The 25,827-nt window shown below is 66.1% G+C and carries 23 protein-coding genes and 1 pseudogene; 14 read left to right on the plus strand and 10 right to left on the minus strand.

Features of this window, described 5'->3' with window-relative positions; translation table 11 throughout:
* Positions 1 to 439 precede the first annotated feature (439 nt).
* Positions 440 to 1,198, plus strand: coding sequence for an SGNH/GDSL hydrolase family protein (locus tag ACWDTI_RS18880; protein WP_449739783.1), 759 nt, complete (start codon positions 440 to 442; stop codon positions 1,196 to 1,198).
* Here ACWDTI_RS18880 and ACWDTI_RS18885 read toward each other — a convergent pair.
* From ACWDTI_RS18885 to ACWDTI_RS18895, 3 genes are all read right to left on the minus strand, one after another.
* Positions 1,168 to 2,094: a dienelactone hydrolase family protein gene (locus ACWDTI_RS18885; RefSeq protein WP_449739647.1), complete on the minus strand. Its 927-nt coding sequence runs from the start codon at positions 2,092 to 2,094 to the stop codon at positions 1,168 to 1,170. The genes ACWDTI_RS18880 and ACWDTI_RS18885 overlap by 31 nt on opposite strands.
* Positions 2,095 to 2,242: 148 nt before the next feature.
* On the minus strand, positions 2,243 to 2,956 hold the full coding sequence (locus ACWDTI_RS18890) for a ferritin-like domain-containing protein (protein WP_449739648.1): 714 nt from the start codon (positions 2,954 to 2,956) through the stop codon (positions 2,243 to 2,245).
* 133 nt (positions 2,957 to 3,089) lie between these two features.
* Positions 3,090 to 3,755, minus strand: coding sequence for a TetR/AcrR family transcriptional regulator (locus ACWDTI_RS18895; RefSeq protein ID WP_449739649.1), 666 nt, complete (start codon positions 3,753 to 3,755; stop codon positions 3,090 to 3,092).
* 68 nt (positions 3,756 to 3,823) lie between these two features.
* Here ACWDTI_RS18895 and ACWDTI_RS18900 point away from each other — a divergent pair, with 68 nt between their 5' ends.
* The 4 genes and pseudogenes from ACWDTI_RS18900 to ACWDTI_RS18915 all read left to right on the plus strand — a co-directional run bounded on the left by ACWDTI_RS18900 (position 3,824) and on the right by ACWDTI_RS18915 (position 8,242).
* Positions 3,824 to 5,140 (plus strand): glycosyltransferase, encoded by a 1,317-nt coding sequence (locus tag ACWDTI_RS18900; protein ID WP_449739650.1) that lies wholly within the window; start codon positions 3,824 to 3,826, stop codon positions 5,138 to 5,140.
* 377 nt (positions 5,141 to 5,517) lie between these two features.
* Positions 5,518 to 5,867: pseudogene (locus tag ACWDTI_RS18905) on the plus strand (nitroreductase/quinone reductase family protein).
* Between the two features lie 65 nt (positions 5,868 to 5,932).
* Entirely contained in the window at positions 5,933 to 6,868 is a 936-nt protein-coding gene (locus ACWDTI_RS18910; RefSeq protein WP_449739651.1) for a helix-turn-helix domain-containing protein, read from the plus strand.
* 147 nt (positions 6,869 to 7,015) lie between these two features.
* Positions 7,016 to 8,242 (plus strand): acyl-CoA dehydrogenase family protein, encoded by a 1,227-nt coding sequence (locus ACWDTI_RS18915; RefSeq protein WP_449739652.1) that lies wholly within the window; start codon positions 7,016 to 7,018, stop codon positions 8,240 to 8,242.
* A gap of 19 nt (positions 8,243 to 8,261) precedes the next feature.
* Here the strand turns inward: ACWDTI_RS18915 and ACWDTI_RS18920 are convergent, their stop codons facing one another.
* Both ACWDTI_RS18920 and ACWDTI_RS18925 read right to left on the minus strand, forming a co-directional pair.
* Complete coding sequence (locus ACWDTI_RS18920) at positions 8,262 to 9,149, minus strand: DUF1353 domain-containing protein (protein WP_449739653.1); 888 nt, start codon at positions 9,147 to 9,149, stop codon at positions 8,262 to 8,264.
* A 158-nt stretch (positions 9,150 to 9,307) separates the two neighbouring features.
* The gene (locus tag ACWDTI_RS18925) at positions 9,308 to 10,051 is read right to left on the minus strand and encodes a hypothetical protein (protein ID WP_449739654.1); all 744 of its coding nucleotides are present in this window, start codon (positions 10,049 to 10,051) and stop codon (positions 9,308 to 9,310) included.
* A 365-nt stretch (positions 10,052 to 10,416) separates the two neighbouring features.
* Here ACWDTI_RS18925 and ACWDTI_RS18930 point away from each other — a divergent pair, with 365 nt between their 5' ends.
* The 4 genes from ACWDTI_RS18930 to ACWDTI_RS18945 all read left to right on the plus strand — a co-directional run bounded on the left by ACWDTI_RS18930 (position 10,417) and on the right by ACWDTI_RS18945 (position 16,864).
* Complete coding sequence (locus ACWDTI_RS18930) at positions 10,417 to 12,294, plus strand: peroxidase family protein (RefSeq protein ID WP_449739655.1); 1,878 nt, start codon at positions 10,417 to 10,419, stop codon at positions 12,292 to 12,294.
* Positions 12,291 to 13,424 (plus strand): catalase family protein, encoded by a 1,134-nt coding sequence (locus tag ACWDTI_RS18935; RefSeq protein ID WP_449739656.1) that lies wholly within the window; start codon positions 12,291 to 12,293, stop codon positions 13,422 to 13,424. The genes ACWDTI_RS18930 and ACWDTI_RS18935 overlap by 4 nt, the downstream gene beginning before the upstream one ends.
* Before the next feature lie 119 nt (positions 13,425 to 13,543).
* A complete protein-coding gene (locus ACWDTI_RS18940) occupies positions 13,544 to 16,153 on the plus strand; it encodes a LuxR C-terminal-related transcriptional regulator (protein ID WP_449739657.1) in 2,610 nt (869 codons plus the stop codon).
* Between the two features lie 117 nt (positions 16,154 to 16,270).
* Positions 16,271 to 16,864, plus strand: coding sequence for a dihydrofolate reductase family protein (locus ACWDTI_RS18945; protein ID WP_449739658.1), 594 nt, complete (start codon positions 16,271 to 16,273; stop codon positions 16,862 to 16,864).
* Between the two features lie 159 nt (positions 16,865 to 17,023).
* On the opposite strand, the gene ACWDTI_RS18950 is transcribed toward ACWDTI_RS18945, so the two are convergent.
* From ACWDTI_RS18950 to ACWDTI_RS18960, 3 genes are read right to left on the minus strand one after another with little or no spacing between them, the layout of a single operon-like run.
* The gene (locus tag ACWDTI_RS18950; RefSeq protein WP_449739784.1) at positions 17,024 to 17,740 is read right to left on the minus strand and encodes a DUF6319 family protein; all 717 of its coding nucleotides are present in this window, start codon (positions 17,738 to 17,740) and stop codon (positions 17,024 to 17,026) included.
* 50 nt (positions 17,741 to 17,790) lie between these two features.
* Positions 17,791 to 18,459, minus strand: coding sequence for a response regulator (locus ACWDTI_RS18955; protein WP_449739659.1), 669 nt, complete (start codon positions 18,457 to 18,459; stop codon positions 17,791 to 17,793).
* Entirely contained in the window at positions 18,456 to 19,613 is a 1,158-nt protein-coding gene (locus ACWDTI_RS18960; RefSeq protein ID WP_449739660.1) for a sensor histidine kinase, read from the minus strand. The genes ACWDTI_RS18955 and ACWDTI_RS18960 overlap by 4 nt, the downstream gene beginning before the upstream one ends.
* 93 nt (positions 19,614 to 19,706) lie before the next feature.
* Here ACWDTI_RS18960 and ACWDTI_RS18965 point away from each other — a divergent pair, with 93 nt between their 5' ends.
* Both ACWDTI_RS18965 and ACWDTI_RS18970 read left to right on the plus strand, forming a co-directional pair.
* Positions 19,707 to 20,591 carry a sterol desaturase family protein gene (locus ACWDTI_RS18965; protein WP_449739661.1) on the plus strand — a complete coding sequence of 295 codons (885 nt, stop codon included), beginning with the start codon at positions 19,707 to 19,709 and terminating at the stop codon, positions 20,589 to 20,591.
* Positions 20,592 to 20,906: 315 nt separating this feature from the next.
* A complete protein-coding gene (locus ACWDTI_RS18970; protein ID WP_449739662.1) occupies positions 20,907 to 21,311 on the plus strand; it encodes a VOC family protein in 405 nt (134 codons plus the stop codon).
* A 31-nt stretch (positions 21,312 to 21,342) separates the two neighbouring features.
* Here ACWDTI_RS18970 and ACWDTI_RS18975 read toward each other — a convergent pair whose 3' ends face one another.
* The gene (locus tag ACWDTI_RS18975; protein ID WP_449739785.1) at positions 21,343 to 22,881 is read right to left on the minus strand and encodes an acetyl-CoA hydrolase/transferase family protein; all 1,539 of its coding nucleotides are present in this window, start codon (positions 22,879 to 22,881) and stop codon (positions 21,343 to 21,345) included.
* A gap of 276 nt (positions 22,882 to 23,157) precedes the next feature.
* Here ACWDTI_RS18975 and ACWDTI_RS18980 point away from each other — a divergent pair, with 276 nt between their 5' ends.
* The 3 genes from ACWDTI_RS18980 to ACWDTI_RS18990 are packed head-to-tail and all read left to right on the plus strand — an operon-like array spanning position 23,158 to position 24,621.
* Complete coding sequence (locus tag ACWDTI_RS18980; RefSeq protein WP_449739663.1) at positions 23,158 to 23,496, plus strand: ArsR/SmtB family transcription factor; 339 nt, start codon at positions 23,158 to 23,160, stop codon at positions 23,494 to 23,496.
* A gap of 1 nt (position 23,497) precedes the next feature.
* On the plus strand, positions 23,498 to 24,145 hold the full coding sequence (locus tag ACWDTI_RS18985; RefSeq protein ID WP_449739664.1) for a dihydrofolate reductase family protein: 648 nt from the start codon (positions 23,498 to 23,500) through the stop codon (positions 24,143 to 24,145).
* Between the two features lie 14 nt (positions 24,146 to 24,159).
* A complete protein-coding gene (locus ACWDTI_RS18990; protein ID WP_449739665.1) occupies positions 24,160 to 24,621 on the plus strand; it encodes an SRPBCC domain-containing protein in 462 nt (153 codons plus the stop codon).
* A 464-nt stretch (positions 24,622 to 25,085) separates the two neighbouring features.
* On the opposite strand, the gene ACWDTI_RS18995 is transcribed toward ACWDTI_RS18990, so the two are convergent.
* Positions 25,086 to 25,733 carry a YoaK family protein gene (locus ACWDTI_RS18995; protein ID WP_449739666.1) on the minus strand — a complete coding sequence of 216 codons (648 nt, stop codon included), beginning with the start codon at positions 25,731 to 25,733 and terminating at the stop codon, positions 25,086 to 25,088.
* Positions 25,734 to 25,827 lie beyond the last annotated feature (94 nt).

Below are 25,827 nucleotides of genomic sequence, written 5' to 3' on the forward strand. Positions count from 1 at the left end.
AGGAGTCTGCCACCGGTGTTGCACCTGACTCATCACTACTCCATCCCCCGCACCCACCACCAGCACCTGTCTCACAACCATGCTGGCAGCCGACGAGTCCGTGGAGGGTTGAGGCAAAGTGGGGGGACGAACGGCAGCGGCCCAGCCGACGACCGCACCGCTGCCCGGATGACGCGGGAAATTTGCGCGACACGACCTCGGGCCGATGTACCCTTGCCGACAACCAGCCTTTCCACAAGTCACCGCCAAGGGGTGTCGATATGTCGGTCTCGTCAGTCCGCGCACTTCTCGTGGCGGCGGTGACAGCCGGGATGACATGCCTCGCCGGTCCCGCGGCCGCCTCCCCCGGCCCGACCTATAACTATGTTGCCCTTGGTGATTCGTACACAGCGGCGACCGGATACGACACCCTGCCCGACACGAGCGACGTGCCACTCGGCTGCTTCCAGTCCCGCACCGACTACCCGCAAAGATAGCCGACATCCTCAGAGCCGAGCACAGGCTGGGCACCTTCACCAACGCATCATGCGGTGGCGCGACGACGATCGACTTCGGCAAGCCGCAGCAAACTCCGACGGGTTTCAACCCACCGCAGTTGGACCGGGTCACCGCGCGCACCACCCTGGTCACCATCGGGATCGGCGGCAACGACGCCGGACTGATCCCACTCGCCCACGAGTGCCTCGAGGCCGGCCTGGCCAACCGGTCGTGCAAGGCCGCCCACGTCAGGGCGGGCGTCGACGACACCGTGGAGAGGTTCACCGATCTCGGACCCAAGATCGAGGCCGCGATCCAGGGAGTACGTGCCCGGGCGGCCACCAATGTGCGCATCCTGGTCGTGAACTACCTCGAGGCGGTGCCCGACGATGGACGGGGCTGCTACCCCACCGTCCCGGTTCGGCCCGTCGACGCCGCGTGGTTCAGCAAGAAATTCAAACTCCTCAATGCCACGCTCGCGAATGCCGCGAAAAAGCAGCATGCCCAACTCGTCGACACCTACACACCCACGATCGGGCACAACGCCTGCGCCGGCCCGACGACCCGGTACGTGGAGCTGGTCGGCGGCCCGTCGTCGAACCCTGCCTTCTCGCTGGCCGCGCCGATGCACCCGAACATCGCGGGAGCGGACGCCCAGACGAGGATTGTCGCCGCGGCGATCGACTGTGATCAGCCCAGGTGTGCGGTGAACCAGTCCTGAAGTCGCTGCCACGCGTCGGCGGCGGCAGTCGGGTTGTAGCGTGGCCCGGTGTCGTTGAAGAACGCGTGGTCGGCGCCCGGCTCCACGACGAGCTGATTGACCATCCCTGCCTGGTTGAGAGCTTGCTGCACAACGGCTTTCGTGCTCGTGACTCTGGTGTCGAGCTCACCGTAGAAGCCGAGCACGGCGGCCTGGCGCGAACCGGTGAAATCCGGGGCGTCCGGGGCGGGGCCATAGAACGGCACTGCGGCGGCAACGCGTGGTTCGCCCGCGGCGAGCGTACGCCAGGTCAATCCCCCGCCGAAGCAGAAGCCGACGACTGCGAGCGATGTGCCGGGCACGCGGTGCGCGATCTCGCCGAGACCCGACCGGATGTCGGCAAGCATACGGGCGGGTGCCGCCTTGGCCAGTGCGGCTGTCGCAGCGGCGGGATCGGTGAACGTGGCGGTACCACCCTCTTCGGACAGCAGGTCGATCGCCAGTGCCGAATAGCCCACGCCGGCGAGTCGGCCGACGACCGAGCGGACCCAATCGTTGAGGCCCTTGTTCTCGTGGATCACCAGTACGCCGCCGCGCGGATCGGCGGCAGCAGCCCACGCGCCCTGCAGTTCGCCGTCGGGACCGGCCCAGGTGATCGGTTCGGTGGGCACGGCGCGATCCATACCCGGAGCGTCCGGGCGAGGGCTGCCGGTCGTGGTCCCCGATCGGGGTTGACTGCCGGTGGCGCTCGTTGACGTCGGCCCGTCGTCGGTGGCGCAGGCAGCAATCAACGACGTGGCGGCGGCGACCGACAGGCCCAGGAGTCCCAGTCGGCGCAACGCCTCGCGCCGCGTCATCAAGCCGTCGGCGTGATCGGTGGCGATCTCTTCGGCGATGTAACGCTGCAGCGGAGTCATGGTTCCGAGTATCCCCTCAATACGGTCCCCATCGGCGCAAACTTGTGGCCGGCGCAGCATCGGCCGGCTCGTGTCTCGCACCCACACACGTTTTACCCAGTCACCACACAAGATCCCGTGTGGTGACGGCGCAAAACGTGTGTGGGTGCTATCTCGTCCGGCCCTCCTCCGTGAAGACCGTGCTCGAGGCGTCGACGAACAGCCGCATGGTGTCGACCACGAAGTCGCGCCGGGAGACACCGCACGCGCGCAGGGCCGGCCCGTGATCGATGGCGACGACGACGATCACCCCCAATGCCAATGCGCGCCAGGCGAACTTGATGGCCGGCTTGGCGAGTGCCGGCGTGCGGGCGACGCCGGCGCGGAGTCGTCGACATTGAAATGGAACGTGGTGGCGTTCGTCGTCGAGGATTCGCTCGGACACGTCTTTCAGCAGCGGGTCGTTCCCGCCGTCGGCGAGTGCCCGGTAGTAGCGCAACGCGACGACTTCGGCGATGGCCAGCACCATGAGCTCGAGCCGCAGGCCCAGCAGCCGCCGCAATCGGACGAAGACGGTATCCGACCAATGCGCGTCCGTCGTGGTGGCGCCGGCGGCGCGGAGTAGCTCGGCAAGCATGCGGGCGTGGTTCTGTTCTTCGGCGACAAACAGTCTGATGGCGTGCGCGTAGTCGACGTCGCCTGCTGCGTTGGCGGACGCGATCAGGTTCGCCCCATCGCCGCTCTCGCCGACCTGGAACTTCTGCACACTGCGGACCACCGCAGGCTGCAGTCGGCTTCCGCCGATCCAATCGGGGTCGGACTCGGCTTCCCGGCGCTGGGCTCGGACGATGAACTCGGCAGACCAGGGAAACGGCTCACTCATTCCCTCGACGGTAGCCAAGGTCGCTCGAGGAACTCGTGACAACAGCTTGCGCATCGGCAGACCTCGCGTCACCCATTGTCTGTCGAGATCGGCCGGGGCGGCCGTGCACAAGTGTTGCGGTCGAGCGACGTTCTCACCGACGCCTCCCCACCCGACGCTCCGCGAGCACTGCCGCACACATGGCCTGGCCGACCCATTCCTGATAGTCGTCACCAGACCAACCTCGTCGGGCCGTCAAGAGGTGCCAGACCTGAATGCTGTTGAGAGTCCAGAGCATGTCCGCCGCCTGCTCCGGGTCCACCGCGGGATGCAGGGCGCCCAATTCGGTCAGCCTGCTGACTATGTTCTTGCTGCCGGTCCGGCGTTCGCGGTCGATCGTGTCGATGTGCGCGGCGAGGTCTTTGTCGCCGGCGGCCGCACCGGCCTCGAGCACCAACACGAATGCGCCGACCCGGTCGGCGAGCACCCGGCCGATCCGCGCGTAGAGCCGGAGCAACTCGACCGGATCGCGCTCGGTGTGCAGCCCGGCCATCAACGGTCGGTCCGCCATCGCCACCGGCTCGTCGTCACCCGCGAGTTGCCTGTCGTACACCGCTTTGAGCAGGCCCGGCCGACCGCCGAAGGTGTTGTAGATGGTCTGCGTGGACACCCCCGCAGCCGCGGCGACCGCGGCCAGGGTGGTGCCGGAGTACCCGCGCTCGCTGTACAACTCGCCGGCGGCGGTGAGGATTCGGCCGCGGGTCAGGCGGGCCTGTTCGTCGCGCACTTGACTGACGTACGAACGGGTGGAATCGGCCATATTGGTTGTACTCCGTATCAAATCATTTTATTCTGACTATACCCATTTAAGTCTATGTCAGGAATCCCATGTCCACCTTCCTTTTTGCCTCCATCCCGGTGCAGGCGCACAGCACCAACCCCTTGCCCTTCGCGGCGAGACTGGTCGAACGGGGACACACAGTGCTGTGGTACGCCGGGTCCGCGTTCGCCGACCAGGTGACGGCGGTCGGGGCAATCCATGTGCCCTATCAGCAGGCGGCCGACTTCTCGGGGCAGGATATCTTCGAGTACTTCCCGTGGCTGGCCGGCCGGAGCGGCCCGAAGATGATCGGCGAGGTGTTCGATCGGATCTTCGTCGGCCATGCACCCGACCGGATCGCCGACCTGCAGCCTGTTCTGGCCAGTCACCGTGTCGATGCGATGCTGACCGACGGGCTGATGTACGGCGTGGGGATGCTCGGTGAGCTCAGCGGTATCCCGGTTGCGACATTCGGCGACGGCCCGCTGCCGCAGAGCGACCCCGACGTCCCACCGTTCGGCCCCGGCATGCTGCCCATGAGCGGTCCGCTCGGGCGGCTACGCAATCGGGCGGTGAGCGCGTTCGCCCGCCGTGTGCTGTTCGCGGCGGCCGAGCGGCGGTACCAGCAGATCCGCACCGACCTCGGCCTTGCACCCGACCCGGCCTGCATGTTGGACGGGCTGATGTCGCGCGATCTTCATCTGCAAGGCTGTACACCGTCGTTCGAGTACCCACGCCGTAACCCCTTGCCCGACGGTGTTCACTGGGTCGGGGCCCTTCGACCGGACGCGCCACCGACGTGGCCACAGCCGGCGTGGTGGAGCGAGGTGGAGTGTCCCGGACGTCCGATCGTCCATGTCACTCAGGGAAGCCTGCGGGCCGACATGACCGAACTGATCGGACCATCGATCCTCGGACTCGCCGACCGCGACGTCCTGGTGGTGGTCACCACCGGCGGTCCGGACCAGAGCGCTGTGGAGCAAGCGGTCGGCGGCCCGCTGCCCGGCAACGTAAGGGTCGCATCGTTTGTCCCCTATGACCTCCTGCTCGGCAGAGCTCAGGTCATGGTGACCAACGGCGGCTATACCGGTGTCACCCTGGCACTGCGCCACGGCGTTCCGCTGGTCCAGGCGGGCACCACCGAGGAGAAGTCGGAGATCGGTGCTCGGATCGAGTGGTCCGGGGTCGGTCGACGGCTGGGTACGACCAGGCCCTCGCCGCACGCGGTCGCCGACGCGGTCGACGAGGTCCTGACCAATCCGTCGTATCGATTGGCGGCCAGTCGGATCCGGGCCGAGATGGCCGACCACGACGCCGGCCTGGAGGGCGCGGACTTGCTGGAGCAGCTGGCCGCAGACCATCTGACCCGTTGCAGCGCAACATAACGAGCTCGACCGGCTCACCCACACACGGTTCAGCCCGTCCCCACACGAGATCCCGTGTGGTGACGGAGCAAAACGTGTGTATTGCCATCTCGCGCTCGACCCGGGCCCTCACCCCCGTCATCGACACCCGGCGATGACGCACGGGACTCGGCGATCTTCTCGGACGCGCCGCCGGAGCCGATGGCCATCGCGGTCTGGGCCCTGGTTCACGGTTTGGCCTTCCTGCATCTGGACGGCAAAACTCGACTCGTCGTCCGATGCGGCCGTCGCCGACCGGGTGTCGTCGTCGGTTCAAGCCATCCTCGGACAATCGCAGACCTCGGGCACGTGACGCGAATCGCGCAGTCTGCACAACACGATTGAAGGAAATCACGCATATGACAAAACGCATCTTGAACGTCGTCACACCCGTCGGTCGAAAATCCGGCCTTCCCCGTTCGTGCTATCTCACGACACCGGTACACGACGATCGACGGATCGTGCTCGTCGCGTCGAAAGGCGGCGACGACCGCCACCCGACTGGTACCGCAATCTCATGGCGACTCCCGACGCCGCGGTGGTGATCGACGGGAGACGTATGCCGGGCTCGGACGACGAACTCAGCAGACCATGGCGACCGCTCACTCACACCGTCGACGGGGGTCAACATTGGTGCCGACATTCCTTCGCTCGCATGACGGTTCGAGGCCGAACTGTGCGCTGGTCCCGTGGGCACCTGTCGGCGTGACTCGGCGATCCACGCGCTGGCCTCGACCCCTTCCACGAACGGCGACCCCGTGGGATGATGGCCCGATGACGGTGTGGAACGTCGCGGACGTAACCGTCCGTGATCGATTCGCCTTCTGGCACGACGTGTTGTGCACGGCGTTCGTGCCGTTGCGTCCGACGGTGGAACTCGGCGATCGTCCGTTCGCGGGCCGCGTGGAGAGCCGGCCCATGGGCGCCATGGTTCGCTCGGTTCTCTCCTCGCACCCGCAACGCACCGCGCACGGGCCCCGGGAGGTTTCGGCCACCGACGGAGAGTTCTATTTCCTCAATATGCAACTCCAAGGACGTTGTCGTGTGCGCCAGCACGGCGAGGACAATGTCGTGAACACCGGCCAGATCGTGCTCGTCGATACCACCGAACCGTATTGGTTCGACCAGGATCAGGACTGGTCGATCATGTCGTTCCGGTTGCCGAAATCTCTGCTCGACGAACGGTGCGGCGCAACCACGCCCCGGGTCGGCGTGCCGCTGCCCGCGAATGGTGCGGGAGCGGTGATCGGTGCTCTGATGCCTGCCGTGTGGCAGGTCGACGCCGGCACCGTCGCATCCGGCGACATGACCGACGCGGTCACCGCTGCCGTCGCGGCACATCTCCGCGCGGCGCCCTCGCCCCGGGTGTCTGTCCGCCAGGCCCGTCGAGAACAGGTGTTGCGGTATCTGCGTCGCCATCTCGCCGACCCGGGCCTGTCGGTGGAGTCGGCCGCACGCGACCTGCATCTGTCGCCGCGTAGCCTGCACGCCCTGTTCGACGACACGGACGACACCTTCGCCGGCACGGTTCGTCAGATGCGGCTGCGCAGAGCCAACGATCTGCTGAGCGATCCCGGTCGCACGGTCACCGACATCGCCGCAACCGTCGGATTCGCCGACCCGTCGACCTTCACCCGCGCATTCCGGCGTCACTTCGGCGCCACCCCGACCGAGGTACGGCAGCGTCGGCGAGATTCGGGAGACATCTGATCGCCGGGACGGCCGGTCAGGTGAGGTGTGCAGATTCTGCCGGGTCATCGTGCACGAATTGCCTGGCTCGACGAAGCCCGGAGAAGCACGATCGACGGGTAGGCATCCACGCCCGGTGATGTCGCCGGCCCGTCGAAGGAGATCGTCATGGCCTTCTCGTTCACGCTGACCCCGCAGCAGGAACAACTCCAGTCATCCACGCGCGGTTTCGCGACGACCGTGCTCCGTCCGCTCGCCGAAACCGTTGCGGCCGAACCTGATCCGCTCACCCGTGCGTTGCTGACCCGGCCCGCGTTCGAACAGGGGGTGGCTGCCGGGATCCTCGCGTCGCTGATACCGCCCGCTGCAGGCGGCACCGCCGGCACCGGGATCGACGCCGCGGTCGCACTCGAAGAGGTGGCCGCCGAGTTCCCGGACTACTTCATCAACATGGCCGGCCCACTGATCGCGTTGATGCCGGTGTACGCGGCCGGAACCCCGGATCAGATCGAGCGGTTCGTCCGACCGTTCCTGGCGTCGCAGGGCGCGCCACTGGCGGCGATGGCCTTTTCCGAGCCGGAAGGCAGCGCCAACTTCGACTCTCCTCCCCCCGGCGGTATCCAGACGACGGCAGTCCCCGACGGCGATCATTATGTGATCAACGGTCGCAAGGCGTGGGCGTCGTTCCTGTCCGGGTGGGATGGGGACGGGCCGGACATCATGTCGATAGTGTGTCGGGCACCCGGCGGGGTGTCGGTGATCGTCGCCGAGCGCGAGCAACTCGCGGGCCACATCGAGGTCGAAGAACACTACGACCTGCCCGGTTTGCGAGGATGCCTGACCTCGCGGGTTCGCCTGCACGACGTGCGAGTTCCCGACCAGAACCTCATCGGTGCCGAGGGTGACGGGATCTCGTTGACGCGCAACGCATTTCTGCCTAGTGGCGCCTCCATCGGCGTGTTCGCGACCGGCGCGATGCGCAAGGCATTCGACATCGCATTGGAGTTCGCGACCACCGACACCCGAGGTGGAGGTCATCCGATCATCCATCATCAGTCCGTCGCCGATGTGCTGGCCAACGCCAAAGGCCGGATCGAGGCCACCCGACTGTTGTCATGGCGGGCGATGGATGCCGTACTCGGGGGCCATCCGGCAGGGGCCGAATGGGCGTTGCACTCCAAGATCTATGGCTCCGACACCGCGCTGACCGTTGTCAACGAACTGGTCCAGGCGGTCGGGGTCACGGCCTATGACCTGCGGCATCCGCTGATGACGATCCTCAACAATGTGCTCGCGTACCCGATCATCGAGGGCGGCAACATTGGTATCCGTCGTCGCCAACTGCAGACGATGTTCAGCGATCCCGCCTACGACGCCTACGCGACGGTGCGGTGACGTCGGGGCGAGATTCGCGTCAGCGCAGACCGACTGTGTCGGCGATCCTTTCCAATCCGAGATATACGGCCCACGCCAGTCCCGCCACGATCGCCGCCGGCACTACCCAGAATGCGGCGATGGCCGCCACGAGGCTCGCGCCCCACTGGCGCCCCCACAGCGGTGCTGCGACGAGAATCAGCGCGACCGCGATCGTGAGCGACCACCACGGTGACGGCACGAAGGCCGGCAAAGTCCACTCGACGAGGAGCGAGCCCGCTGCTGCCACGGACAAACCGATCCCGACGACGCTCAGCAACAGCCACCCGACGATGGTCCACCGTCGGTAACCGCCGGCGGCGAACCGGGTACGGAGTGCCACCGCCGACCACATGATCCAGCGCTTCAGCCACGGTACCCCGGAGGTCCGCATCATCTCCCGGAAGAAGCGGTCGGACAATGTGTCACTACCGAGGGGTCCCTTGTTGGGTTTGGTGTCGATCAGTTGGTCATGGATCAGAGCGGCCAGGGAATGCTTGCCGTAGGAGTTCTCGAACCACCGCAGAAAGCGTGGGATCGACGCCAGGTCTGTCGGGTTCTCGTCGTCGGGTGTGAACGTCCGGGCATCGTCGACGGCTTGACGCGCGGCTGCCGCGGACCGGTCTCGGCTCAGCTTGCCGACGAGGTAGTTCTCGACCTCGTCATTGGAATACCGAAACGTATTCTCCACGAGGAACTGTCGATCGTCGATCTGCACCATCGCGACACCACAGGACTTCGGATTGGTGATCTGGGCGTTCCCGACGCCTCCGCGTGGCACCGCGATCTCGAAGCACGACTCGGGCGCGACGCGCCACCGCTGCCACTCCACGTCGGGCGGCCAGATCTCGTGTTCCGCTCTGTCCGGATGGATTTCGGAAATTGTCATATGCCACCACGATTCGAATCGGTATCCATTGTGACCGGAAATCCGGCATTTCAGACTCTGACAGCACGCCGAGTGGTTGCCATGAGTAGTCGACTACGCGATTCCGCGGTGGTCATCGCCGCGATCGTCCTGGGGCATAGGGCACATCGGTATCCATCTCACGCATGCGACCGCGCGAGCGCACGCAGTACCCGAGTGGTCTTGACATCCGTTGCCGACGGTATCAGCCCACGGTCGATCAGTGCTCTGCGCATCGCGAATTGTTTTGTCACCGCACGTGTTTCGAGGGCTCCGACCGACTCCCCGGGTCGCGGTCGGAGCACCGTCGAAACTTCCAGCAGATCGTCCCCCGGCACTTTCCAGCGTTCTACGGCGATGTCGACTCCGTCCAGCGAGATCCCCGACCATCGCGAGGAGTCGATCGGCCCCAGCCGCATCAGATGATCGATCGGTACGCCCGGGGGCGTGCAGGTCACGAGGAACTGGCGTTGCGCAGAGTCGAGAACATGGGCCGGATCGGTTCCCTCCGCCATCGCGGCTCTCACCGAGCCGGCCTCTCTGCGGCTCACCGCGGACGCCGCCATCGCGCGATGCGACCCACACCAGTCCCCATTGAGGTGATAGGAGAAGTCACCGTCGGTGAACGGGTCCTGCCATCTGCCCACCAGCCGCCCGGGCAGACACGGTCGCAGGCGCACGGTCACGTCGTCCTGGTCGCCGCTGCGCATCTTGATGATGAGATGGCTGGACAGCAGGGGTAGCGGGGTGTCTTCTTCCGTGGATCGGGCCTCGGCGAACCAGATGTCGCGACGTTCCGCGGGCCGCTGTGGACAGCCCAGGAGGCCGAGCGCGTGGGGAACGTCGTCGTCCAGGTTGATCTTGATCTCGATCGGTGCGATCACGGTGACCACCCTTCAGGTACATGACGCTCACTGCGCACCGATGTTCTTCAGCCGCGCCGGTGTTTCCATCGTCGCGATCGCCCTCACCGCTGCCACGAGTACCCACTACCTCAATTTCGGCGGTCGCGGTCGGAGGCGATCTGCGAATTCGAGCCGAACGGCCGACCCTCGTCCCGGCGCGTTCTGCGAGCGCTAAGCCGTGGTCAGGACGGCCGGCCCACGGCTGTGGAACCGTTCGCGGGGAATCGAGTAGTCGACTACTCATGTGGCCGTTCACCTGCGAACACATACTGATCAAGCAGCGACATTCAACGACGACCCACACCTGACGATCAGCGGACAACGACCCGCCACGGAGGCTGCCGATGCTACGCAACCAGCGTTTCACCACATTTATCACCGGACTACAGGCTGCCCCCGCCGCAGCGGACCCCGACCAACGCAGCGTTCTCGTCCGCGGCCTCGCCGGACTGGCCGAACAGGTCGATCGCAGCGTGGGATGGTCGCGCATCGGCAAATGGCCGGGCCTGATCGTCCTCATCGGGCTGCGCAGTCAGTTGCGGGCCAAGAACCTCGTCGACACCGGCCCCCACCCGGGCCCGCCGCCACCACCGGGAACCCCGCAGGATTTTGCGGGACGGACGGTCTCGGGAATCTACAACGACAAGACGAAGCCCAGCATGGGTTCGGTCGGCAGCCGCTTCGGGCGGAACATGCCCGATTACATCAGGCCTGCTCCCGACGACGACGAGGTCCTGGCACCCAATCCGCGCCTCGTCAGCGTGCGTCTACTGAATCGGCGCGGAGATTTCAAACCCGTGACCTCACTGAATCTGCTTGCCGCGGCATGGATTCAATTCGAGGTGCATGACTGGTTCAATCACCGATCGGCCTCGACGACAGAGCCGACCGAACAATGGACGATCGAGCGGCCCCCCGACGACCCGCTGTCGACAACCGAGCCGATCCGCATCTCGCGCACCCCGGTGCTCCCACCGGCCGGCCCGGGCTACCCGCCCACCTACGAATCCATCACCTCGTTCTGGTGGGACGGGTCCCAGATCTATGGGGACAACCAGGAGTACTCCGCCGCGATCCGCCTGGACGACGGGCGGATCGACCTCGACAACACCGGGCTGCCGCCCGCGCACACCGATGCGCTGCTGGACCCGGGCGGCTCGGCGCCCAACTTCTGGCTGGGGTTGGCGCTGATCCATTCACTGTTCCTGCGCGAACACAACGCCATCTGTGGCCGTCTCGAGGCGGCGTACCCACAGATGGACGCCGAGCGCCGGTACACGGTTGCGCGTCTGATCAACTGCGCGTTGATGGCGAAGATCCACACAGTGGACTGGACACCGGCGATCCTCGGTAACAAGACGACCAAGGCCGGGTTGCGTGGCAACTGGTTCGGCCTCCTCGGCGAAGACTTCGCACGCCGATACGGTCACTTCTTCGACAACGAGATACTCAGTGGTATCCCCGGGTCACCTACGAACTTCGACGACGTGCCGTTCGCGCTCACCGAGGAGTTCGTCGCGATCTACCGGATGCATCCGCTGATGCCTGACAGAGTCGCAATCCGTCGGCTCCGCGACGACAGGTTCGTCGCAGACCACGGGCTCGAGGAACTGGTCATGCCGTACGTCCGCGAACGGCTCGGCGATGCCCCGATGGCCGACTTCCTCTATTCGTTCGGCCGCGCACATCCAGGGGCGCTGACACTGCACAACTATCCGTCTGCGCTCCAAAACCTCACCCGCGGGCCCGGTTATCCGCCGATCGATCTGGCCACCATCGACCTGATGCGTATCCGTGAACGCGGAGTTCCCCGGTACAACGAGTTCCGCCGGCAGCTTCGGCTCAAGCCCAAGACCGATTTCATGGATCTCACCAGGGACCGGGCGGTCGCCGACGAGTTGGAAGCAGTGTACGGAGACATCGAACACCTCGATCTGATGATCGGCCTCTACGCGGAACCCACACCGCAAGGATTCGGGTTCAGCGACACCGCGTTTCGCATCTTCATCCTGATGGCGTCACGGCGCCTGTCCTGCGACCGCTTCCTCACCGACGACTTCAACGCGGAGGTCTACACCGAGGTGGGCATGGCGTGGATCCGCGACAACTCGATGCGGTCGGTGCTGCTACGCCACTTCCCCACCCTCGCGCCTGCCATGCGCGGCGTCCCGAACCCGTTCGCGCCCTGGAACGTTCAGTCCTACTCGGAGGGTCGGCCATGACCAATTTCGCCCCACCCGCACTCGCTCCGGACCCTGACCCTGTCGGTCCGCGGGCTCCGATCAAGTTCCGCCCCGACATGGAACAGCCCCGCCCCGACGAGGATCAGGACATCGAATGCATCGTCCGGGTGCTGCGGGAGAACAACGAGCACGCCTATCGGAAGTACAAGCACGGATTGCGCGACGCACACGCCAAGAGTCACGGCATCCTGCGCGGCACACTCGAGGTGCATTCCGGGCTGCCCGAGGAACTCGCGCAGGGCGTATTCGCCACGCCGCGAACCTATCCCGTCATTTCGCGACTCTCGTCCACGTCAGGCGCCATCCGCAGCGATCAGGTCCGTGGTGTGCGGGGGCTCGGTATCAAACTCCTCGGCGTGCCGAAGGCCGACCGTGCCATGCCGAACGACAAGTCGACCACTCAAGACTTCATCATGGTGACGCATGAGGAGTTCCTGTTCGCCGACGCCCACGCGTACAGCAGAGCGGGAATGCTCACCGCGTTCGCTCTCGCACGTTTGTCGGATCCGGCTATGAAGGTCGGCAGCTGTGCGCTCAGTGCCGTCGGCAAAGTTCGTCGGCTACCCGACAACCTCGAGGTGTTCGTCAGGCCGAACACCCACATCCTCGGCGACGAGTTCTACACGTCCGCAGCGCAATTACACGGCCCGTACATCGCGAAGCTGCGGTGTGTGCCGGCCTCCCCCGAGGTGCGGGCGTTAACGGGTCAACCGGTCGCGGACCGACCCGGGGTGAATGCGTTCCAGGAGATGGTCATCGACTTCTTCGCCAGCCACAGTGCCGAATACCACCTGCAGGTTCAGTTGTGCACCGATGAGGAGAAGATGCCGATAGAGGACGTGACGGTTCACTGGAACCAGAGCGAATCCCCTTATCGGACAGTGGCAACGATCCGATACCCGGTCCAGGACCCGTACACCCCGGAGCGCCGGGCCTTCGGCGACGACGTGCTCTCCTACAACTCGTGGAACGGTCTGGCCGCCCACCGCCCGCTGGGGTCGATCAACCGATTGAAGAAGCGCGTTTACGAGGCATCGAGCAACTTCCGTCATCAGGTCAACAACGCACCGCGGCTCGAGCCGTCGGACGAGTCCGACCTTCCGACATGACGTTTGCGTTCCGGTCCGACGACGACGGCGAGCCGCGTGCCGCGCCCGTGACGCTCGCGCGCCCACATCGCGGAAAATGCCGTGACGACCGATCGGCGCTCAAACTATACTCAGGCCTCATGGGTGGCCGCTGGCAGCTGCTCGGCCGTCCCACCGAGCATCAAGCGATCCGATCGGCGTTGACCAGTGCCGACGGCAGCGGAGTTGTGCTCGTCGGGCTCCCCGGGGTCGGCAAGACGACACTGGCGCGCACCGTCTCCGCCGATGTCGGCGGCGCGGTCCGATGGGCGGCGTGCACGGAATCGTCGAAGGCGATCCCGTTGGGGGCATTCGCCCCCTGGGTGGAGCCGACGGGAACACGCGATCCGGTTGTGGCGCTCGGTGCCGCCCGGAAATCACTTGTGGCGCAGACTGATACGGTCCTCGGTGTCGACGACGCCCACCTGCTCGACCCACTTTCGGCCACCCTGTTGCATCAGATCGCCGTCGAGCGAGCGGCACGGGTGATCGTGACCGTGCGCTCCGGCGAGGCGGTTCCCGATGCGATCACGTCGCTGTGGAAGGACGGCTACCTGACTCGGATAGAGCTGGCGCCCTTCGCCAAGGACGAGTGCACCTCACTCGTGGAGCTGGTGCTCGGCGGGACGCTCGAGGGCCTCAGCGCCGACGTGATGTGGGAGTCGTCGGGCGGCAATCCGCTCTTCCTGCGGCACATGGTCGAGGGCGCACTGGACGCCGGAACCCTCGCGGAGGTCAACGGTGTCTGGCAACTGCGCGGTCCCACCGCGGTGCCCTCGGGACTGGTGGCATTGCTCGAGGACCGGATCGATTCCGGGGGCGAGGAGGTGGTGGACGCCCTCAAACTGCTTGCACTCTCCGAGCCCCTCGACGTCGACACACTCATCTCGTTGTCCGGCGAGGATGCCGTCGAGGGCGCGGAGGTCCGTGGGCTGATCCGGATCACCAGGGACGGCGTGGTGGAGAACGCGCGGTTCAGTCATCCGCTCTACGGCGACGTGATCAGGCGGCGCATCGGTACCATTGCCGGTCGGCGACTGCGCTCCCGGATCGTCGAGGTGCTCCGGGACCGGCCGACCGACGCCGCCGCCGACCGGATCCGCCTGGCCAACCTGTGTATCGACGGTGACCAGGACCTCGACGTCAACCTGCTGATCTCGGCTGCCAAGGATGCGGTGGCCCTGACGAATCTGCCCCTGGGAGAACGGCTTGCGCGAGCGGCGACCGAGCGCGGCGGGGGTTTGCGTGCCGTGGACGTGTTGTCGCGGGCACTGTTGTGGCAGGGGCGGATCGCCGAGGCCGACGAAGTGCTCGCGGTGTTCGACCCCGACACCCTCGACGAGCTCGAACTCGTGCAGTGGGGCGCGCCGCGTATCGGCCTGTTGTTCTGGTCGCTCGGCGACGTCGAACAGAGTCAGCACCTCCTCGAACTGCTCCGGTCGAGGGTGCAGCACCCGTCGCTACGCCTGATGGTCGATGCCATCGGATCCGCGATGGCGGTGCACGCGAACCGGATCGACGAAGGCATCGAGACCGCGGAACGTGTGCTCGCCGATCCGGAATCCCCCGGGCAGGCAGTCGATTTCGCGGCTTTCGCGGCGGGTCTGGCCATGCCGGTCGCCGGTCGTGGCGGTGACTTCGAGGCGATCGCCGACCGATGCCGTCCCGAGCACAAGCCCACCGACGGCCAGATCAAGGTGATGGTCCGCTACGGAGACGTGCTGGCGCTGACCACCACCGGCCGGATCGACCTCGCGGAGAAGCGGGCGATCGAGTATGCGGAGTTCTCGTCGGCGGGCCAGTTCGTGGGATGGGCGATTGCCAAGATCATGGCCGGCCTCGTTGCAACCTATCGGGGTTCGTTCCGCGAGGCGATCGGCACCCTCGAGCAGGCGCTGGCGGCGCTCGACGCCGACCACCCGCTGCCCTGGAAGCTTCCGGCTCGACTGGTGCTGGCACGGGCATTCGCGGCACTGGGTGAGGTCTCCGACGCGGAGCGTGTTCTCTCCGAGGCCGACGAGCATGTGGGACCACACGAAGCGATCCACGATCCGCAGCGATTGATCTCCCGCGCCTGGCTGGCCGCCGCCCGTGGCGGTGAACGACCGGCGATCGAACTCGCGCATCGCGCAGCCGATCTCGCTCACGACGTGGGACAGTACGCCGTCGAGGTGGAGGCCCTGCATCATGCGGCCCGGTTCGGTGATCGCACGGTCGCCGAACGCCTTGCACAGGTCGCACCCCGCGTGCAGGGCGTGCTTGCGCCGATCTACGCGCGCCATGCCGCAGCAGTGGCCGACGCCGATGCCGACGCGCTCGACGAGACCAGTGTGGCGTTCGAACACGTCGGATTGACGCTGTCGGCGGCCGATGCTGCCGCACAGGCGGTCCCCTTGCACGACAGATCCGGGCATCGGCGCCAGAGCTCGGAGTCCAGTGCTCGGGCACTGCGCCTGTCGGCGAGCTCTGACGGTGCGACGACAACGGCCATCCGTTTGGCCGCCCGACCACTCCCGGTGACGCCACGGGAGCGCGAGATCGCGGCGTTCGTTTCGCAGGGACTCAGCAACCGCGAGATCGCCGAGCGACTGACGGTCTCGGTGCGCACCGTCGAAGGGCACGTCTATCGGGCCTGCATCAAATTGGACGTCGCCGATCGCGACGAGCTCGCGCGGATCGTGTGGCAGGGTGACGACCGGGGCGTCGGGTAGCGCGAACCACCGGCTCCGGCACAGGGCGATCGTCGACGTCGGACGTGGCCGATCAGTTCTCGACTCCTGCCCGGTCTACCCGTGTGCAACGGACATGACAGCGACAGGAGCGACCGCATGACTGCCACATATACGTTCGACATCTTCGCCAGCCTCGACGGTTTCGGCTCCTTCGACGAGCACGGGGACTGGGGTGGCTACTGGGGTAAGGAAGGCCCGGAGTTCCTGGCACACCGTCGCGCCGTGTTCGCCGACACGCAGCGAATGGTATTCGGCGCGAACACTTATCGCGAGTTCGTCGAAATGCTCGGACCGAACGCGGCCGACATCGACGCGGGCGACGACTGGTTCGCCCGGATGCGTAGGTGCCCGACGACGGTCGTGTCATCGACACTGACCGATCCACTCGACTGGCCGAACACGACGGTGACGAGCGGTGACGCCGTCGACGTCGTTGCCCGGCTCAAGCAAGAGTCGACGGTTCCGCTCCGGTCGCACGGCAGCCTCTCGATGAACCGTGCGTTGATGGCGGCCGGGCTCGTCGACCACATCCAGCTGACTGTCTTCCCCGTCATCACCGGTCAGACGGGCACCGAACCGATCTTTGCGGGCGCCGGTGACTTCGACCTGGAACTCCTCGCGAGTCGCACACTGGATGGCAGGATCACCGAACTCGTCTACCGGCCAACTCCGCACGGCACATGTGCCTGACGCCGATCGAGATCACTGAAGGTCAGTCATGTCGAGCGTGCCGGGACCGGTCTCACGTCGTCGGTGAGATGACGGCACACTGTCCGTGGTCTCCGAAATCGCGCCGACCCCCGCTCAGACCGTCTGCGGGGACCCGGCAGTGACCAATCTCGCCCGGTGTCACCGACCGTCGAGATTTGCCAGCGCCGCCCTGGCATCTTCGAGTTCCTGGCTGAGTTCCGCGATTCGCCTCTGTGCGGCGTCCCGCGCCGCGGAGATCACGCCGTCGACCGCGGCAATCGCGGCGTCGTCGCCGAGTTCGCGCATCGCCAGGGCCACTCGGTCGGCGGCAACCGGCGTGGGCTTGCCCTGCCTCCTCGTGCCGTGGGAGATCGACACCTCCCATGTGCCGGCACTGGCAGATGCGATGGTGACACTGACCGGTGCGGTCGATGACTTGTTCCGGCGGGTGGCTGTCTTCGGTGATGCGGGCCGCGGCCTGGCCGGTGCCCGATCGGCCGTGTCGCCTTGCGAGTCAGGAGTCTCGGTCGACGTCACTTGCGGGACAGCCGCTTCCGGGCTCTCGACAGCGCCCGACGGCACATCCGTCCTCTTCCTCGGTTGGCGCCGGGGAGCGGCCGGATTCGCCGGTAGGCGCGTCTTCCGCAGTTCGTTGGCCTCGAACGGCAACTCGTCGGCGATTCCCTTCGGCCGGACGGTCACGGTGGACCCATTCACCGCGACGACGCGCGCCGACGCTCCCGCGTCGAGACCCAACGACGGTACCGGCTCCCGCAGATACACCGTCACTCGTTTGGCGGCAGCCAGACCAACGGAGAGGGCATCCAGGTCAGCCGCAGACAGACCGTTCGCTTTGTTCGCGTTCACACACACCATGTTCGCACACATGTGCGATCCCCGGCCAGGTGCTTTTGCACCAGCGGGCATCAGACTCCAGGACGCGTGGCCTCGGACAGCTTGTGCCGGTGCGCGTAGACCACCGCCTGGATGCGGTCGCGCACACCGAGTTTGGCCAGGACATGGGAAACATGCGTCTTCACGGTCTGCTCACCCACGAACAGTTCCGCGGCGATCTCGGCGTTGCTGTGCGCCTCGGCCATCAGGAGCAACACGTCATACTCCCGGGTGGTCAGCGTTGCCACCGCCGCCGGCACGGGTACCTCCGCGAGGGTGTCCGCGACGCGGGTCGCGAGGCGACGGGTCATCGCCGGATCGATCACCGAATCACCTCGCGCCACAACGCGAATCGCGCCGATCAGCTCCTCCGGCGGCGACGACTTGAGCAGGAACCCGGCCGCACCGGCACGTAGCGCGTCGGCCAGCACCGTCTCGCTGTCGTAGGTCGTGAGCATCAGCACCCGGGCGTCGGTGGCATCGACGATCGGCCCGATGGCGGCGACACCGTCGAGCTTGGGCATCCGCACGTCGAGCACCACGACGTCGGGCCGCGCCCGCAACGCCTCCTCGATGGCAGCGCGGCCGTCGCCGGCCTCGGCGACACAGGTGGTGTCCGGGCTCGCGTCGATGACGGCCTTGAGGCCCGCGCGGAAGACCGCGTGGTCGTCGGCGACGAGCACGGTGATGGGTGCGGTCATTGTGCTCCGATCGGGATCGAAACGACGGTGTGCCACCGCCCGGACTCGTCGGCGCCACAGTCGACGTGCCCGTCGAACAACTCGGCGCGGCGACGCATGCCGTCGAGCCCACGATGCAGCGAGCCGCCGGTGTAGACCTCGGCGGCGACGGCATTGGACTCTTCGATCACGATCTGTGAACGATCCCGGCGAACCTCCAGACGGGCCGATCCGTCGCCGTGTCGCAGCGCGTTGGTCAGCAGTTCCTGGACGATCCGGTATACCGTGACGTCCAACGACTTGGGCAGGTTCACGACATCGCCGGGCAGGTCGAGCTCGACGTCTAGCCCCGCCTGATCGACGGACTCGACCAGCTCAGAGATGTTCGCGAGCCCGGGCTGTAGGTCTCCCGCCTCGTCGCGGCCGTGCAGGATGTCGAGCTGGCGACGCAGGTCCATCATGGCCGCACGACTGGACGTCTCCACCGCCTCGAGTGACCGTGTGGCCGCGTCGACGTCGGAGCCCATCGCGATCCGGGCCGCGCCCGCATGGATCCCGATCGCGCTGACGTGGTGGGAAATCACGTCGTGCAGGTCACGTGCGATGGCCTCCCGCTCGTCGGCGAGCGCCTTGTCCAGTGCGGCACGATCGTTCTCCCGCTGCAGCTCCAACTTGGTGACATAGGCGCCACCCGCCGCGGTGTAACGGCCGACGAGCCACGGGATCAACGCGTTCGACACCGCGACCGCGGGGATCATCCACCACCGCTCGGCGGCGCCGTTGATGAACGCCGCGGTCGCCACACCCACCATCAGCACGGGCAGGACGGTTGCCGAGGCCCGGGCGGGCAGCCACGCACCGGCGCGGTAGCCGGCGACCAACACACCGACGTCACCGATTCCGGCCGCCACCCCGTAGTGGCTCAGCAGCAGACAGGCCCCGATTCGCGTGATCACCTGGATGTAGGCCACCGCCGCGGTGGTCCGAGGGCGGAAGGCGAGACCGAGGTCGGCGGCGGCCAGTGTCATCGCCATCGCGAGCGCAGGCAGCGGGGCCGCCGCGAAGATGCCGGAGGACGTGAAGATGGCCACGTCGATCACCGCAGCGAGGAATGCCACGAGCAGTGATTGGCGTTCGAGCGACCTGCGAACGGCGGTGAGCCCGGACTCCGGCATGGCGCAAGGCTAGCCGAGATCCCCCGTGAGAGGGAGGAAGAATCCGCTTACAGCGGGATGTTTCCGCAGGTCACGGCTCATAGTCTTCTACACATGAACGCGACAACAACACTACTGCTAGCCACCATCCCCGCTTTCATCGTGCTTTCCATCGTCGAATACATCGACGAGAAGCGCGATCCCGACAACGCCGAAACGGCCACGAAACGGTCCATCCGCGACTACGCCGGCAATTGGGCCACCTACCTGATCAACACCACCTTCAAGATGATCGGCCAGTACGTGCTGCCGTTCTCGACGATCGTCATCGCCTCGGCGCTGACGCCGCTGCATCTGTCGGCGAAGCACTGGTGGGTCTGGGTGGCCTGCCTGGTCGTCACCGACTTCTGTTACTACTGGGCCCACCGCGCCGACCATCGCATCCGACTGCTGTGGGCCGCGCACAGTGTTCATCACTCCAGCAACTACTTCAACCTGTCGACCAACTTGCGACTGCCCTGGTTCCACCCGGTGTCCTACACGCTGCGCAGTCTCTGCTGGCTCCCCGCGGCCCTGCTGGGCTTCCCGGTCTGGCTGATCTTCCTGCTCAACACCGCCGGCCTGATCTTCCAGATCCCCTTCCACACCCAGCGCATCGGCAAACTCTGGGCACCATGGGAGTTCATCTTCAACTCCCCCTCGCACCACCGCGTCCACCACGGCTCGAACCAGCCCTACATCGACAAGAACTACGGCGGTGTGTTCATCATCTGGGATCGCCTGTTCGGGTCCTACGCGGAAGAGGTCGAGCCGGTCCGGTACGGCCTGATCCACGACGTCGAAACCCAGAACCCCATCAAGTACAACTACGTCGAGACGGTGAACATGCTTCGCGACACAGCGAAGGCCCGCACCTGGCGCGGCCGTCTCGGCTACATCTTCGGCCCGCCCGGATTCACCGAGAACAAGAAGTCCGACGACGAACTCGTCGCCGTCTGACCCCGAACCGCGACAGCCGCCTCTCGACATCGGGAGGCGGCTGCGCTCGTCGGAGGCGGCTCCGCTCGTCGGGAGGCCCGTTCTTCCACCCCGAATGTGTTTGTCCCCCAGTTATTTTCGGTGGAGGAACGAATTCGGGGTGGAGGAACGCTCCGGTGGCCTGCTCCTCGGTGGCCTGCTCCTCGGCGGATGCGCGACCTCAGCGAGGGTCGGCTTCAAATGGCAGTCCCCGCAACGATGAGTTTCGCCGGCGACGCGGGTCCACCATTCTGACGATGCCCGAGAGCGGACATTGCATATCTCAGGAGGCGCCTGATGCACACCATGATGTTCGTGAACCTGCCCGTGGCCGACGTCGCGCGCTCGCGCAGCTTCTTCGCCGAACTCGGATACACCTTCAACGACGACTTCTCCGACGACCGCGCGGTATCGGTCGTGTTGGGTCCGAATCTGATCGCCATGCTGCTGCAGCGCGACTTCTTCGATACCTTCCACCCCGTCGAGACGGCGGACGCGACCACGACCAAGGAATGCGTCGTCTGCCTCGACGCCGAAAGCCGGGAGGCGGTCGATCGACTGGTCGACCGTGCGATCACCGCCGGCGCCAAACCGGGCGACACCGAAGACCATGGCTTCATGTACGGCCGCAGCTTCGACGATCTCGACGGTCACTCATGGCAGATCATGTGGATGCAACAGGCTGCGCCACAAACGAATTGAGATCAGTGCTGATCGACACGACGTCCACGGCTCAGCGCATGGACCCGGTCCTGAGATAGCGCTCGTGAAAACCGAAGGCCTCCCCGAGAATATGAGGAGTGTGCCCGGCATCGGGTTGCGCCTCCGCGCGCTCGAAGTAGTAGTGCAACATCGGGCGGTACTCCGGGTGCGCGCAGTACTCGATGATCAGCCGCGCTCGTCGTCGTGGAGACAGACCGCGAAGGTCGGCCAACCCGTGTTCGGTGACGAGTATCTGCGTGTCGTGCTCGGTGTGGTCGACGTGCGGCACCATCGGGACGATCGCCGAGATCGTACCGTCGCGCGCCGTCGACGGGCTCAAGAACATCGACACGTATCCATTGCGGGCGAAGTCTCCCGACCCGCCGATGCCGTTCATGATCTTGGTGCCCATGACATGCGTCGAGTTCACGTTGCCGTAGATATCGGCCTCGAGCATGCCGTTCATCGCGATGATGCCCAACCTTCGGACGATCTCGGGGTGATTGCTGATCTCTTGCGGCCGAAGAATGATGTGGTCGCGATAGAAGTCGATGTTGGCGGTCAGCTCCTCGATGCCGTCCTGACTCAACGCCAATGCCGTCGCCGACGCGTGCGCGACCGCCCCGTCTTTGATCAGGCGGAGCATGCTGTCCTGGATGACTTCCGAGTAGCACGTCAGGCCCTTGTATCCACCGCGGTCGAGGCCGCCGAGCACCGCGTTGGCGACGTTGCCGATGCCGGCCTGCAGCGGCAGCAGTGAGTCGGCGGGCAATCGCCCGGCACGCACCTCGTGGCTGAAGAAATCCAGGACGTGACCGGCAATGGCCTCACTCACGGCGTCAGGCGTAGTGAGCGGACTGGCGCTGTCGGGAGCGTGCGTCTCCACCACGGCCACGACCTTGGCAGGATCGATTCGGTAGGTCGTCTGCCCGATGCGATCCTCGACCCGGGTGAGCTGTATCGGAGTCCGGTCGGGCGGCAGTGCGGTGCCGTAGTAGACGTCGTGCATGCCCTCGACCGCCGCCGGCACCCACGAATTGACCTCGAGAATCACCTTCTCGGCGACGTCGAGCCAGGTCTTGTTGTTGCCGATCGAGGCGGACGGGATGAGCTCACCGCTCTCGGTGATACCGGCGACCTCGACGACGGCGACATCGATTGTGCCGTAATACCCTTCCCACACCTGCTGGGCGACGTGGGACAGATGGATGTCGACGTAATCCATACGCCCGTCGTTGATCTTCTTCCGGGCGGTCGACTCGGACTGATACGGCATTCGAAGCGCGATGCCGTCGACCTCGGCGAGCAGTCGCTCGGTCTCGGTGGAGACCGATGCTCCGGTCAGCAGATTGATCGTGAAGTCTGCACCGGCCGAACGGCTTTCGCGAATCCGGTCGGCGAGTGCGGGGACGATCGCCTTCGGTGTTCCCGCGCTGGCGAAGCCGCTGATGGCGACGGTGTCCGAGGGGTGAATGAATCTCACTGCCTCATCCGCAGACATGACCTTGGCCGTGAACGGCGCGCTGCGGATCCGCCCTGAGGTCTCCGACTGATCTGAGGAGGTGATGATCACGTATCAGGATAAACACACGCGCGGTCACATCGCCGCGCGCGGTTTCTGCCGGAAGCGGAGCCGTCGGTCACAGCGAACGGGCGCTGCAGTCTGTGACGTGCGCGTGAAGGCAGACCCGCGATCTGTCGCTGCGGTGCAGATCGATGTGACGCACCCCTGCGCCGCGACATGCCACCAGCCGCACGGGTCGGCGACCCGACCGCACACCCCGGCGTCCGGGTCGGGATTCGGGGTCATTTGACGGACGGCCTCGTCGGCGTAATACTTAGGTATGTGCCTAAGTATTACGCCGAGCTCGACACCGTGCTCCGCGCCCTCGCGGACCCGACCCGCCGGGCCATCGTCGAACGCTTGGCGAAGTCCCCAGCCGTCGTGTCCGAACTGGCAGAACCGTTTTCGATGGCGTTGCCCTCGTTCATGCAGCACCTGCGCGTCCTGGAGGACGCGGGGGTGGTCACCTCACACAAACTCGGCCGGGTCCGCACGGTCAGTCTGCGGCCGGGTGCCCTCGACGTACTGCACCTGTGGCTCGGCGAGCAACGCACACCCGCGGAACAGCACGCCGACCGGCTCGGCATCCACCTGACCCACACCGCCCCGAAGGAGCACTGACATGACCCGCGTTCGCATCGACCTGAACATCTCCCTCGACGGATACAGTTCCGAGGCCGGAGACTCCCCCGACAACCCGATGGGTGAGGACTGGGGAAAGATCACGGCCGCCTACGTGGCCACCCGCACGATGCAGCAGCGGGTCTTCGGCGACACCAGTGGCGCCGGCACCACCGGCGTCGACGATGCCTACGCTGCAGCGTATTTCGAGGGTGTCGGCGCCGAGATCATGGGCGCTGCCATGTTCGGTCTGCACACCTTCCCCGACGACCCGGACTGGCAGGGCTGGTGGGGTGACACTCCGCCGTTCGGCACGCCGGTCTACGTGCTGACCCACACCGCACCGCGTCCCCCGATCCCGATGCTGGGCGGGACGACATTTCACTTCCGCGACACCGCGATCGAGGACGTGCTCGCCGAGGCGACCGAAGCGGCCGGCGGCCTCGACGTGCGCGTCGGCGGCGGCATCGGCACCGCGCGCGCGTTCCTGCGCGCCGGCTTGGTCGACGACCTGCACGTTGCGATCGCTCCGGTCCTGCTCGGCCGCGGTCACCGCGTGTGGGACAACCTGCGCGGTCTCGAAGACACCTACAAGCTGACCTCGGAGGTGGCCGAGAGCGGCACCATCCACGTCACCTTCAGACGATGAGGACCTGGGAAGTCATGACGACCGAACGTCGACTCGCCCGCGCCGAGTTCAGCCTGACCCGCGACTACCCCGCTCCCCTCGTGCGTGTCTGGGACTCGTTCGCCGTAGAGCAGGAGAAGCTGACCTGGTGGGGCGCCGGCGACGCGATCGAGCCCGGCGAGTGGGTCTTCGACTTCCGCGTCGGCGGACGCGATGTCGCCGAAGGAAAGTTCCACAACGGTCCGGTCTCGCGGTACGAGGCCACCTACACCGACATCGTCGAGCACAACCGCATCGTCACGACCTACGACATGTGGATCGACGGTGTACACATGTCGACGTCGGTGGCGTCGCTGGAGTTCGAGCCGATCGACGACCGCACCCGATTCACCCACACCGAGCACGGCGTCTTCTTCGACAAGTTCTGGGCGGACGGACCCAACCGCGAGCAAGGCACACTGGGCCTGCTGGAAGCGTTGGGCCGCTATCTCGGATGACGGGACACGTCGACGACAACGGGTAGCTCACCACGGGAGCCCGGCACTCTCCCGTCGCCAGATGTCATGGGAATCGCGGTCTGCGGAGCCGGACTCCGCACAAGTGGGGGCGTAGCACGATCTCGCGTCAATAATTGTCGTGTGATCGCGCTGTGCCCCCACTTATGCGAGCCACCCCCGGCACTGCCCGCCGGAGGGCTTCGAGCGCACCCGACGAACACGTTTTCGCAAGCTGGGGATGGGACAACAGGCACGATGCGTCACCGACGATCCTCAGGCCATCCTCCCCGCCGACTGTCGAGGTCGGCGATGACTTCCCTCCGTTCGGATGTCCGGTGGAAGCCGTCCCGTCCGCCCGAGCGATTCTGCGGCCGACGGTCGCGCGGCGATTCGCGCCGCCTCGAGGGATTGGCAACTCCGGGACCGTGATGCCGTCTTCGGCGGCCGGCCCCTATGCGACCCGATCACGTCCGGATGTTCGACGGTGGAGCCCCGCGGCGCGTCTGCGCGAAGAACACGATCAGGCTCGCGCCCTCGAGGATGACGGCTCCCCACAGCGCCGGGCCCATGGCTTGCGACGCGCCCGCCCCGCACAGCGCGCCGAGCAGGAAGGCGATCACCACGATCCCGGTGCCGGCGGCCGCCCGCAGCTCGACCGCTGAGCGGTTGCGCGCGAAGTCCGACATGGCGGCCACGAAGCGCATCAGATTGCCCGTCGTGGCGATGCTCACGAACGAGATGCCGGGCGCCGACCGGAACAGTTCGAGCCGGATGCCCCCGACAAACGACAGCGGAACAACGAACATCGCGGCGGGCGCACTCGACGGGAGGCATGCCAAGGCGGCGAAGACGACGACCTGGAAACCCATCGCCGCGCCGATCGCGCGCGTCGGCAGCTCCGGCGCGAAGGTGCGCAGCAGTTGTGCGGCAACGAGTCCGGCGAGATATGCGAGCAACGGCCAGACGTACTTCACCCAGTCGCCACCCTTCACCAGGCCCACCGCCATGAAGATGACATTGCCCGTCTGGGCGAATCCGAACACCTGGTGGCGGAGAAACAGGAATGCGTCGATGTACCCGGCGACCGCGGTCATCAAGACGGCGCTGGCCATCCCGATCTCTCCGCGACCGAGACCCGACGAACCGCCACTCGCCACACTCATCACCCGCCTGTCCGTTTTCGCTGTGCCACACCGGATACACGAT

Source organism: Gordonia sp. NPDC003424 (assembly GCF_053588655.1).

Coding starts and splice junctions, on each gene's coding strand:
- ACWDTI_RS18985 (WP_449739664.1), top strand. CDS start 23,498: ATGACCCGCGTTCGCATCGACCTGAACATCTCCCTCGACGGATACAGT.
- ACWDTI_RS18910 (WP_449739651.1), top strand. CDS start 5,933: ATGACGGTGTGGAACGTCGCGGACGTAACCGTCCGTGATCGATTCGCC.
- ACWDTI_RS18960 (WP_449739660.1), bottom strand. CDS start 19,613: ATGCCGGAGTCCGGGCTCACCGCCGTTCGCAGGTCGCTCGAACGCCAA.
- ACWDTI_RS18955 (WP_449739659.1), bottom strand. CDS start 18,459: ATGACCGCACCCATCACCGTGCTCGTCGCCGACGACCACGCGGTCTTC.
- ACWDTI_RS18885 (WP_449739647.1), bottom strand. CDS start 2,094: ATGACTCCGCTGCAGCGTTACATCGCCGAAGAGATCGCCACCGATCAC.
- ACWDTI_RS18890 (WP_449739648.1), bottom strand. CDS start 2,956: ATGAGTGAGCCGTTTCCCTGGTCTGCCGAGTTCATCGTCCGAGCCCAG.
- ACWDTI_RS18895 (WP_449739649.1), bottom strand. CDS start 3,755: ATGGCCGATTCCACCCGTTCGTACGTCAGTCAAGTGCGCGACGAACAG.
- ACWDTI_RS18930 (WP_449739655.1), top strand. CDS start 10,417: ATGCTACGCAACCAGCGTTTCACCACATTTATCACCGGACTACAGGCT.
- ACWDTI_RS18995 (WP_449739666.1), bottom strand. CDS start 25,733: ATGGCCAGCGCCGTCTTGATGACCGCGGTCGCCGGGTACATCGACGCA.
- ACWDTI_RS18990 (WP_449739665.1), top strand. CDS start 24,160: ATGACGACCGAACGTCGACTCGCCCGCGCCGAGTTCAGCCTGACCCGC.
- ACWDTI_RS18915 (WP_449739652.1), top strand. CDS start 7,016: ATGGCCTTCTCGTTCACGCTGACCCCGCAGCAGGAACAACTCCAGTCA.
- ACWDTI_RS18945 (WP_449739658.1), top strand. CDS start 16,271: ATGACTGCCACATATACGTTCGACATCTTCGCCAGCCTCGACGGTTTC.
- ACWDTI_RS18935 (WP_449739656.1), top strand. CDS start 12,291: ATGACCAATTTCGCCCCACCCGCACTCGCTCCGGACCCTGACCCTGTC.
- ACWDTI_RS18900 (WP_449739650.1), top strand. CDS start 3,824: ATGTCCACCTTCCTTTTTGCCTCCATCCCGGTGCAGGCGCACAGCACC.
- ACWDTI_RS18965 (WP_449739661.1), top strand. CDS start 19,707: ATGAACGCGACAACAACACTACTGCTAGCCACCATCCCCGCTTTCATC.
- ACWDTI_RS18950 (WP_449739784.1), bottom strand. CDS start 17,740: ATGGTGTGTGTGAACGCGAACAAAGCGAACGGTCTGTCTGCGGCTGAC.
- ACWDTI_RS18970 (WP_449739662.1), top strand. CDS start 20,907: ATGCACACCATGATGTTCGTGAACCTGCCCGTGGCCGACGTCGCGCGC.
- ACWDTI_RS18920 (WP_449739653.1), bottom strand. CDS start 9,149: ATGACAATTTCCGAAATCCATCCGGACAGAGCGGAACACGAGATCTGG.
- ACWDTI_RS18940 (WP_449739657.1), top strand. CDS start 13,544: ATGGGTGGCCGCTGGCAGCTGCTCGGCCGTCCCACCGAGCATCAAGCG.